Origin of the sequence: Amycolatopsis sp. MtRt-6 (genome assembly GCF_017308975.1) — a bacterium.
Classification (GTDB): Bacteria; Actinomycetota; Actinomycetes; order Mycobacteriales; family Pseudonocardiaceae; genus Amycolatopsis.
This window is the reverse complement of sequence record NZ_JADWPD010000015.1, coordinates 228867-237928: the sequence shown is the minus strand read 5'-3', so window position 1 is coordinate 237928 and position 9062 is coordinate 228867. Positions and strand designations below refer to the sequence as shown.

Sequence of the window (9062 nt, the reverse complement as noted above, 5' to 3'; positions counted from 1 at the left end):
GTTCAAGAAAACCGCAGGTCAACCACCCCTCAACGCCCGGCAACGGGTCCACAACATGCTGCACGCCCGAGCCCGGGCCCTGGGTGAACGCGCCATGGCCATCCTCAAAACCCGCTGGCAGGCATTGAACCGCATCACCCTCTGCCCCCACCGCATCGGCCACATCGTCCAAGCCGCCCTCGTCCTCACCCACCACGAACACCACGGCCGCTACTGAGAAAACCTCATTGGGGCGTTAGGCGTACTCGCCCAGCCGCGGCGGCGGCCGGTGCTCCGGCTCGTACCCCGCCACCCGGACCGGGCTGCCCACCAGCCGGAAGTCCCCCGCCGTCACGATGGCCTCCGGTGTCGCGGCCAGTGCCTCCGGCAGTGTCCGCACCGCCGCGGCCGGCACGCCCAGCGGGCGCAGGCGGGCCTCCCAGGACTTCGCCGTGTCCGTTGCGAGTGTCTCGGACACCACCGCCAGCACCTCGTCCCGCCGGGCCACGCGCTCGGGCATCGTCTCGAAGCCCGCGATGGCCGCCTCCGTGGCGAACGACTTCCAGAACCCGTCGTGCGTGATGAACAGCGCCAAGTGGCCCTCGGCCGTGGGGAAGAGCTGGGCCGGCACGTAGAACGAGTGTGCGCCGGACGGCAGGCGGCGTGGCTCGGTTCCCTCGTTGAGGTACGCCGAGGCTCGGTAGTTGAGCTGGGACAGCATCACGTCCCGCAGCGTCACCTCGACCTGGCCACCCCGGCCGGAGACGATCTGGGCCAGCAGGCCGAGCGCGGCGGCCAGCCCGGCGGAGTTGTCCGCCGCCGAATAGCCCGGCAGGGTGGGTGGTCCGGCGGGGTCGCCGGTGAGCGCGGCCACCCCCGTCGCCGCCTGGACGACGTAGTCGAAGGCGGGCTCGTCGCCCGCGTCCAGGCCGTAGCCGGTGATCGCGACGCAGACTATCCGCTCGTTCCAGCGGCGCAGCGAGTCGTACGTGAGGCCGAGGCGGTGGATCACCGACGGCTTCAGGTTGACCAGCAGGGCGTGGGACTCCGCGGCCAGCTCGCCCAGGCGCCGCCGGCCGGCCGCGGTCGTGAGGTCGAGGCAGAGACTGCGCTTGTTCCGGTTGATGCTGGCGAAGTAGGCGTCACTCACCTGCCGCGACAGGTCGCCGGTCGGCGGCTCGATCTTGATGACCTCGGCGCCCAGGTCGGCCAGCAGCATCGTGGCGTACGGGCCCGCGAGGATGTGCCCGGCCTCGAGCACGCGGATGCCCGCGAGCGGGCCGTCGGTCACCGGGGGCTCGCCGTCAGCTTGCCGACCTCGGTGACCAGCACGTCCAGCGCCGTCCCGGTCGGGAAGACCGCGGCCGCGCCCGCCGCCGTCAGCTTGGGGACGTCCGACGGCGGGATCGTGCCGCCGACGATCACCGCGATGTCGCCGGCGCCGGCGGCCCGCAGCGCGTCGACCGTGCGGGTGGTCAGGGAAAGGTGCGCGCCGGACAGGATGCTCAGCCCGACCACGGCGACGTCCTCCTGCACCGCCATCGTCACGATCTCCTCGATCCGCTTGCGGATCCCGGTGAAGATCACCTCGAACCCGGCGTCCCGCAGGGTGCGCGCGACGATCTTCGCGCCGCGGTCGTGGCCGTCGAGGCCCGGCTTGGCGATCAGCACCCTGGCCGGCATCAGAACACCACCGGCTGCCGGAACTCGCCCCAGACCCGCTTGAGCTCGGCGACGATCTCGCCGACCGTGCAATAGGCTCCGGCGCAGTCGATCAGCGGTCCCATCAGGTTCCCGTCGCCTTCCGCGGTCTTCGCCAGGGCGGCGAGGGTCGCGCGCACGGCCGTGCCGTCACGCTCCGCCTTCACCCGCGCCAGGCGCTTCAGCTGCAGTTCCCGGCCTTCGGCGTCGAGTTCGTACATCGCGATCTCGGGCGGTTCCTCGGCCGACATGAACCGGTTGACCCCGACCACCGGGCGCTCGCCCGCCTCGACGTCCCGGTGCAGCCGGTAGGCCTCGTCGGCGATCAGGCCCTGGAGGTAGCCGTCCTCGATGGCCTGGACCATTCCGCCGTGCGCCTCGAGGTCCGCCATGATCTCGATGACGCGTTCCTCGGTGGCGTCGGTGAGGGCCTCCACGAAGTAGGAGCCGCCGAGCGGGTCCACGACGCGGGCCACGCCGGTCTCGTGCGCGAGGATCTGCTGCGTCCTCAGTGCGAGCGTCGCCGACTCCTCACTGGGCAGCGCGAACGGCTCGTCCCAGGCGGCGGTGAACATCGACTGCACCCCGCCGAGCACGGACGCCATGGCCTCGTAAGCCACGCGGACCGTGTTGTTCCGCGCTTGCGGCGCGTACAGCGAGGCGCCCCCGGCGACGCAGCCGAAACGGAACATCGCCGCCTTGTCCGTCTTGGCGCCGTACCGCTCGCGGACGATCGTCGCCCAGCGCCGGCGGCCGGCCCGGTACTTGGCGATCTCCTCGAAGAAGTCGCCGTGGGTGTAGAAGAAGAAGGAGATCTGCGGGGCGAACTCGTCGATCGTCATCCGGCCGCGGGCCAGCACGGTGTCGCAGTAGGTGACGCCGTCGGCGAGGGTGAAGGCCATCTCCTGGACGGCGGTCGCCCCGGCGTCCCGGAAGTGCGCGCCGGCGACGGAAATGGCGTTGAACTTCGGCACCTCGGCCGCGCAGAACTCGATGGTGTCGGCGATCAGGCGCAGCGACGGCTCCGGCGGCCAGATCCAGGTGCCGCGGGAGGCGTACTCCTTGAGGATGTCGTTCTGGATGGTGCCGGTCAGCTTCTCCCGCGAAACCCCGGCCCGTTCGGCGGCGGCGACGTAGAAGGCCAGCAGGATCGCGGCGGTGCCGTTGATGGTGAAGCTGGTGCTGATCCGGTCCAGCGGGATCCCGGCGAACAGCACCTCCGCGTCGGCGAGCGTGTCGACGGCGACGCCGACCCGGCCGACCTCCTCGCCGAATTCCGGGTCATCGGAGTCGTACCCGCACTGGGTGGGCAGGTCGAGCGCGACCGACAGGCCGGTGCCGCCCTGGCTGAGCAGGTAGCGGTACCGGCGGTTCGACTCTTCGGCGGTGCCGAACCCGGAGTACTGCCGGAAGGTCCACAGCTTCTTGCGGTAGCCGGTGGCGAAGTTCCCGCGCGTGAACGGGAACGCGCCGGGATCGGGCGGATCGGCCTTCCGGTCCGCCGGCCCGTAGACCGCCCGCACCGGGATGCCGGACGGGGTGCGCATGCTGTCGCTCATCGATCACCACGCTAGGAGAGGCGGCCTCCCGGCCCCATACCAATGGTTGGTAGTTCCACCCCGACCGTCAGACGTCGGACGCCGCCGGGGCCGCCGAGAACTGCGCCGCGTGCAGCCGCGCGTACGCGCCGCCCGCCTCGATCAGCTCCTGGTGGCTGCCCTGCTCGACGATGCTGCCCGCCTCCATCACCAGGATCACGTCCGCGTCGCGGATCGTCGACAGGCGGTGGGCGATCACGAAGCTCGTCCGTCCCTCGCGCAGCGCCGCGAGACCCTGCTGCACCAGCATCTCGGTGCGAGTGTCCACCGCGCTGGTCGCCTCGTCGAGGACCAGGATCGCCGGTTCCACCAGGAACGCCCTGGCGATCGTGATCAGCTGGCGCTCCCCCGCCGAAAGGCCGTCGGCTTCGGAGTCGAGGACCGTGTCGTACCCCTCCGGGAGCGTGCGGATCAGGTGGTCCGCGTGCACCGCGGTCGCCGCCGCGACGATCTCCTCGCGGGTCGCGCCGGGCCGTCCGTAGGCGATGTTGTCGGCGATGGTGCCCCCGTACAGCCAGGTGTCCTGGAGGACCATGCCGATCCGGCGGCGGAGGTCGTCGCGGGTCATGTCCGTGATGTCCACGCCGTCGACGGCGATCGTGCCCGCGTCCGTGTCGTAGAACCGCAGCAGGAGGTTGACCAGCGTCGTCTTGCCGGCGCCGGTGGGCCCGACGATCGCCACCGTCTGTCCCGGTTGGACAGTCAGGGACAGGTCGTCGATCAGCGGCCGGTCCGGGACGTAGCGGAACGAGACGTCGGTGAAGACGACCCGGCCGGTGATGGTCGCCGGGCGCTGGGGGTGGGCCGGGTCGGGCCGCTGGGGCTCGGCGTCGTGCAGCTCGAAGACCCGCTCGGCCGAGGCGAGCGCCGACTGGATCGGGCCGATCAGCGACGCGATCAGCGAGATCGGCTGGTTGAACCGCAGGACGTACTGGATGAACGCCTGGAGCGAGCCGATGGTCAGCGCGCCGCCCGCGACGCGCACGCCGCCGACCACCGCGATCAGCACGAACCCGACGTTGCCGAGGAAGGTCAGCGCCGGGGCGACCAGCCCGGACCGGAACTGGGCTTCGGCGCCGGCGTCGCGCACGTCGTCGTTGTACGCGGCGAACTTCTCCCGGGCCTGGCCCCAGCGGCCGAACGCGGTGACCAGGTCGTGCCCGGTGTAGACGTCTTCGAGGTGGCCGCCGAGCGTTCCGGTGGCCTTCCACTGCCGCGCGAACTGCGGCTTCGCGCGGCGGGCGAGCGCCTTGGCGGCCCACAGCGTCACCGGGAGCACGACCAGCGCGACCACGGTCAGCAGCAGCGAGATGCGCAGCATCATCACCAGCGACCCGATGAACAGGAACACCGACGTCAGCAGGAGACTGGCCGTCTGCTGCACGGACTGCGAGACGTTGTCGATGTCGTTGGTGGTCCGGGACAGCAGGTCGCCGCGGGACCGGGTGTCGAAGTAGGACAGCGGCAGCCGGGACAGCGTCACGTTGGTCCGTTCACGCAGCCGGTACGCCATCCGCTGCACCACGGTGGCGGTCAGCCTGCCCTGGGCGACGGTGCTCGCCCCGGACAGCACGGCCAGCACACCCGCCCACAGCAGGAACCGGTTGACCGCGCCGAAGTCGACGCCGCCGCCGCGGATGCCGGCCACGATGGCGTCGGTGGCGTCGCCGAGCAGCGACGGGATGGTGACCAGGGTGGCGTTGCCGACGATGGCCAGCAGGGCCATGGCGGTGATCCGCGCCCAGTCCGGGCGCATGGTGCCGAGCAGCCGCAGTGCGGTGCCGCGGCCGGCCGCCGGCTTCGCGGTGGTCATCAGGCCGCCTCCCCGACGGTCAGCTGCGAGTCGACGATCTGCGCGTAAGTGGCGCTGGTGGCCAGCAGTTCCTCGTGGGTGCCGGTGGCCTCGACCCGGCCGGCTTCGAGCACCACGATGGTCTCCGCGGCGCGGATGGTGGACACGCGCTGGGCGACGATCACCTGGGTGGCGTCCCCGATTTCGCGGGCCAGCGCGCTGCGCACCGCCACCTCGGTGGTGTTGTCCAATGCGGAAAACGCGTCGTCGAACAGGTAGATCCGGGGCCGGGCCAGCAGCACCCTGGCGATCGCCAGCCGCTGCCGCTGCCCGCCGGACACCGTGGTGCCGCCCTGCCCGATCACCGTTTCGAGCCCGTCGGGCATGGCCCGGACGAACTCGGCGGCCTGCGCGACCTCGAGCGCGTGCCACAGCTGCGCCTCGTCCGCGGCCGGGTTGCCGTGGCGCAGGTTGTCCGCGACCGTCCCGGCGAACAGGTAGGCCCGCTGCGGCACCAGCCCGATCTGTGCGGACAGGTCGCGCCTGGAGACCTCGCGGACGTCGACGCCGTCGATGCGCACCGCGCCTTCGTCCACATCGAGCAGCCGCGCCAGCACGTTGATCAGCGTCGTCTTGCCGCTGCCGGTCGAGCCGATGATCGCGGTGGTCCGGCCGGGCCGGGCGGCCAGGCTCACCCCGCGCAGGACGGGCACCTCGGCGCCCGGGTAGCCGAACGTGACGTTGTCGAGCTCCAGGTTCCCGTGCCACTTCTCGACGGTCACCGGCTCGGCGGGCTCGCCGATGCTCGGCTCGGTGGCCAGCACCTCGGCGATGCGCCCGGCGCTCACCTTCGCCCGCGGCGCCATCATGAAGACGCTCAGCCCCTGCGTCACCGCGCCCAGGGTCAGCGTCAGGTAGGTCAGGAACGCGATCAGCGTGCCGAGCTGGAGCGAGCCGTCGACGACCCGGTGCCCGCCGATGGCCAGCACCGCGACCGCGGCCACGTTGGAGATGAACAGCGAAGTCGCGCCGAAGAACGCCTGCACCCGGCCGAGCCGGATGCCCACGCCCATCAGGTCGGTGTTCGCCTCGGCGAACCGGCGGCGCTCGTTCTCGTCCCGGACGAACGCCCGGATCACCCGGATACCGGTGATCTGCTCGCGCATCACGCGGTTGACCGCGTCCACGAACCGCTGCAGCAGCCGGGACGCCGGCACCATCTGCCGGATCAGCAACCCGATCGTCACCGCCCCGACCGGCACCGCCACCAGCAGGACCAGCGAGGACGGCGCGTCCTGCCGCACGGCCAGCACCACGCCGCCGATCCCGACGAACGGCGCGGTCAGCAGGATCGCCAGCGTGGTGTAGAGGATCAGCTGCACCTGCTGGACGTCGTTGGTGCTGCGGGTCAGCAGCGAAGACGGGCCGAACCGGGCCAGCTCCCGCGCGGAAAAGCCCGCCACGCGGTCGAACAGCGCCGTCCGCAGGTCCGCGCCCAGTCCCATCGCGACACGCGCGCCCAGGAACACCGCGCCGCCCGCGCAGGCGATCTGCGCCAGCGTGGCGGCCAGCATGATCCCGCCGTGCCCGAGGATGTACCCGGTGTTGCCGGTCAGCACGCCGTAGTCCACGACGTCGGCGTTGAGCGTCGGCAAGTACAGCAACGCCACGGCCTGCGCCAGCTGCAGCACGACGATCACGACGAGCTGACGGCGGTAGCGGCCGAGCCGGGGTTTCAGGAGGGCAAGCAACGAAGAGGGCGGCGACGCCGGTTCGGCGGGTGCGGTCACGGCGCAACTCTAGCCAGGTCCACGGCGGTGCAGCCCTCCAGTCAGCGTGCGAAACCCTGCGCCCGGCCAGGATTTCGGACACCGCGGCACCGGGCCACTACCAACATTGGTAGTTCCGGTTCACCGATCAGTATTACCCTGGCAAATCGGGCATCCGGTGGCTGATGATGCCCCCCGTGAACGATGCTTATCCGTTGGATGACGTGAACGGCGAGCCCGACGACTCGGTCGGCCGCCGGACGTTCCTCACCTCCGCCATGCTCGGCTCGGCGGGTCTGGTGGTGGGCGTGAACCTGTTCGGCCCGAGCCTGTCCGGCTCGGGCGCACCCGAAGCGGCGGCGGCGCAGGACGCCCTGCCGCTCGGGCCTGGGGCCCCGAATTTCGGCTTGACCAAGTTCCTCGACCCGCTGCGGATCCCGCCGGTGCTGCGGCCGCAGCAGGACCTGATCACCGTGCGGCTGACGAACGCGCGGGTGAAGCTGCATTCCCAGCTGCCCGAAACGGCACTGTGGACCTTCGAAGGGTCGTTCCCCGGCCCGACCATCGAAGCGCGCAGCGGGAAACGCGTGCGCGTCGCGTGGAGCAACGAGCTGACCGGTCCGATCCCGCTGGTGGCGGCGCGCGTGCCGTTCGCGCGACCGTCGCCCGCGTACACCCCCGGCTACCGCAACCCGGACGGCAGCCTGCCTTCCGGTGTCCAGCTGTACGACGGCGTCGCCGACATCCCGCCGTGGAACGTGGTCCACTTGCACGGCGCGGTGACGGGCGCCCACAACGACGGCTGGGCGCACAACGCCGTCCCGCCGGGGGACGCGCAGCTGACCGAGTACCCGAACCGCCAGGCGGCGATGGCGCTCTGGTACCACGACCACGCGATGGCCGTCACGCGGTTCACCGTCTACTCCGGCCTGGCGGGCATGTACCTGATCCGCGACGCCGAAGAGGACGCGGCCGGGCTGCCGCGCGGCGAGCGGGAGATCCCGCTGATCATCAGCGACCGCAACCTCGACACCGACCCGGCCACCGGCGCGCTCACCGGCCGGCTGCTGTACAAGCTGCCGTACGTGCCGGCGACCGGGACGACGGCTCCGGTCACCGGTCCCTTCCAGCTCGTCAACGGGGTCATCTGGCCGCACCTCGACGTGGCCGGGGACCTGTACCGCTTCCGGGTGCTCAACGCGGCGAACTCGCGGTTCTTCCGCCTCGACCTGATCGACGAGGCGGGCGTCCTGCACAACGACGCGATCCGCATCGCGGGCACCGACGGGGGCCTGCTGCCCGCGCCGGTGGCGATGCCGGCGGGCGGCCTGACCATCAGCCCGGCCGAGCGCGTCGACCTGCTGATCGACTTCAGCCGGTTCCCGGGCCAGCGCCTGCGGCTGTCCAACACCGGCAGCGTCGGCGAACCGGACATCATGGAGTTCCGCGTCGCGTCAAAGGCCCGGCGCGAACCGGTCGTACTGCCTCCGCGGCTGTCGAAGTCCTACGTGCGGCTCGCGTCCGGCACCACCGTGCCGGCCGACCACGACGAGATCTACGTGGCGCTGCTGCCCGGAACCGTGGCCGGGGAACCGGATCCGACGATGTGGGAGCTGCGGGAGATCACCGACCCGGCCGAGCTGCCGGCGCAGTTCCCGGCCACCGGGATCATCCAGGTCACCGACCCGGCCTCGGGGAACGTCCGGACGTTCAAGAAGGTCGCCGGCCTGTTCGACGAAACGCGGACGATCTTCATCCACCGCGGGCGCTGGGCGGTGTGGCACTTCCTGCAGCTCGGCGGGTCGCCGCACCCGATGCACATCCACATGACGCACCTGCAGCTGCTGGCGCGGACGACGTGGACCGACCTGACAGCGTTCGACGTCCCGGTGGGCGGCACCAGCCGGCCGCTGCCGGCGCCGAACCCGGGGCCGGCGATCGAGAAGTGGGAAGAGGGCTGGAAGGACACCTTCCAGGCGCGCCAGGGGGAATGGATCACCGTGGCCGGCCGGTTCGACGGCGCCAGCGGCGAGTTCATGTACCACTGCCACATCCTCGAACACGAGGACATGGGCATGATGCGCCCGTTCGTCGTCCACCCGCCGGAGATCGCCCGGCTCCACATGCACCCGCACGTCGGCGTCCACAGTGGACAGCAGGCGACGACGCACGGCGGGCACTGACGGCGGCTCCGGCCGGGCGGGAAAGTCCCGCCCGGCCGGA

The 9062-nt window shown here is 71.4% G+C and carries 7 protein-coding genes; 2 read left to right on the top strand and 5 right to left on the bottom strand.

All coding sequences use genetic code 11. The annotated features are described in order from the left end of the window. On the top strand, positions 1–217 hold a 217-nt coding region (locus tag I4Q55_RS25465), incomplete at its 5' end, for a transposase family protein (RefSeq protein ID WP_242546677.1). Between the two features lie 18 nt (positions 218–235). Here I4Q55_RS25465 and I4Q55_RS25460 read toward each other — a convergent pair. The 5 genes from I4Q55_RS25460 to I4Q55_RS25440 form a co-directional block, all read right to left on the bottom strand. Next, positions 236–1270 carry a CaiB/BaiF CoA-transferase family protein gene (locus I4Q55_RS25460; RefSeq protein WP_206791092.1) on the bottom strand — a complete coding sequence of 345 codons (1035 nt, stop codon included), beginning with the start codon at positions 1268–1270 and terminating at the stop codon, positions 236–238. Beyond that, complete coding sequence (locus I4Q55_RS25455) at positions 1267–1662, bottom strand: cobalamin B12-binding domain-containing protein (protein ID WP_206791091.1); 396 nt, start codon at positions 1660–1662, stop codon at positions 1267–1269. Before I4Q55_RS25455 ends, I4Q55_RS25460 begins: the two co-directional genes overlap by 4 nt. Further along, positions 1662–3239, bottom strand: a complete 1578-nt coding sequence (locus tag I4Q55_RS25450) for a methylmalonyl-CoA mutase family protein (protein WP_242546676.1) — start codon at positions 3237–3239, stop codon at positions 1662–1664. The genes I4Q55_RS25455 and I4Q55_RS25450 overlap by 1 nt, the downstream gene beginning before the upstream one ends. 67 nt (positions 3240–3306) lie before the next feature. Next, positions 3307–5091 carry an ABC transporter ATP-binding protein gene (locus I4Q55_RS25445; RefSeq protein WP_206791090.1) on the bottom strand — a complete coding sequence of 595 codons (1785 nt, stop codon included), beginning with the start codon at positions 5089–5091 and terminating at the stop codon, positions 3307–3309. Next, positions 5091–6860 (bottom strand): ABC transporter ATP-binding protein, encoded by a 1770-nt coding sequence (locus I4Q55_RS25440; protein ID WP_307793297.1) that lies wholly within the window; start codon positions 6858–6860, stop codon positions 5091–5093. The genes I4Q55_RS25445 and I4Q55_RS25440 overlap by 1 nt, the downstream gene beginning before the upstream one ends. Before the next feature lie 257 nt (positions 6861–7117). Here I4Q55_RS25440 and I4Q55_RS25435 point away from each other — a divergent pair, with 257 nt between their 5' ends. Then, positions 7118–9022 (top strand): multicopper oxidase family protein, encoded by a 1905-nt coding sequence (locus I4Q55_RS25435; protein ID WP_242546731.1) that lies wholly within the window; start codon positions 7118–7120, stop codon positions 9020–9022. Positions 9023–9062: the final 40 nt, after the last annotated feature.

Excerpts from the sequence above, each read along its gene's own strand:
- I4Q55_RS25450 (WP_242546676.1), bottom strand. The coding sequence starts at position 3,239 with ATGAGCGACAGCATGCGCACCCCGTCCGGCATCCCGGTGCGGGCGGTC.
- I4Q55_RS25455 (WP_206791091.1), bottom strand. The coding sequence starts at position 1,662 with ATGCCGGCCAGGGTGCTGATCGCCAAGCCGGGCCTCGACGGCCACGAC.
- I4Q55_RS25445 (WP_206791090.1), bottom strand. The coding sequence starts at position 5,091 with ATGACCACCGCGAAGCCGGCGGCCGGCCGCGGCACCGCACTGCGGCTG.
- I4Q55_RS25435 (WP_242546731.1), top strand. The coding sequence starts at position 7,118 with ATGCTCGGCTCGGCGGGTCTGGTGGTGGGCGTGAACCTGTTCGGCCCG.